General features: G+C 69.8%; 2 protein-coding genes. Both read right to left on the minus strand.

The features are described from left to right. Positions 1–320 (minus strand): hypothetical protein (locus A5780_RS41305; protein WP_064908009.1); only part of this gene is annotated, 320 nt, incomplete at its 3' end. Then, positions 308–623 (minus strand): DUF5131 family protein (locus tag A5780_RS25100; RefSeq protein ID WP_156769657.1); only part of this gene is annotated, 316 nt, incomplete at its 5' end. The genes A5780_RS41305 and A5780_RS25100, both read right to left, overlap by 13 nt.

Genomic DNA, 623 nt, shown 5'->3' on the forward strand with positions numbered 1-623 from the left:
CGGGTGACCATCGAGTCCGGGGTGCAGCCGGTGTGGCTGCCGCAGAAGAACTCGCCGAACTGCGCCGGCGTCATCTCAGGGAAGCCCTCGGCGCGGACTTCTTCGTTCGTGATGGTGTCGAGGCGCTCGCGGCGCACGTCGAGAACTTCGACATCGACGATCCGTACAAGTGGTTCGCCGCGGCGGCGGCCCATCACCTTGCGGCACAGCGTGAGCCGGGTGCCGGGCGTCAGCATCAGCCAGCCCGTGCGGCGGGTGACGGTCTTGGTGCGGTCGCGGACCTGGTCCTCGGTGAGCGAGACCGACATCAGGCGTGGCATGGGGTGCTCCTGTTCTGCGGGTACTGGTTCCAGATCCGGCCGTCGAGTTCGCGCCCGGCCGTTTTCGGGGTGCGACCACCCCACTGCTTGAAGAAGAACGCGGTCCCGGCCTCGACGCACTGGTCGCGCAGATCGCGCACCCAGTCCGCCTCGATCGGTCGGGCGTGGGGCCCGGATTCGCCGCCGACGATGACCCAGTCGATCGCCGGGATCGGCCGCCAGTCGGCGCAGCCGGGGCACCCGCATTCGAAGCGTTCGTCGTCGTCGGGCCACCGGCACCGGCACCCGTCCGGGCATCGGATC

Source organism: Nocardia sp. 852002-20019_SCH5090214 (assembly GCF_001665865.1).
Classification (GTDB): Bacteria; Actinomycetota; Actinomycetes; order Mycobacteriales; family Mycobacteriaceae; genus Nocardia; species Nocardia nova.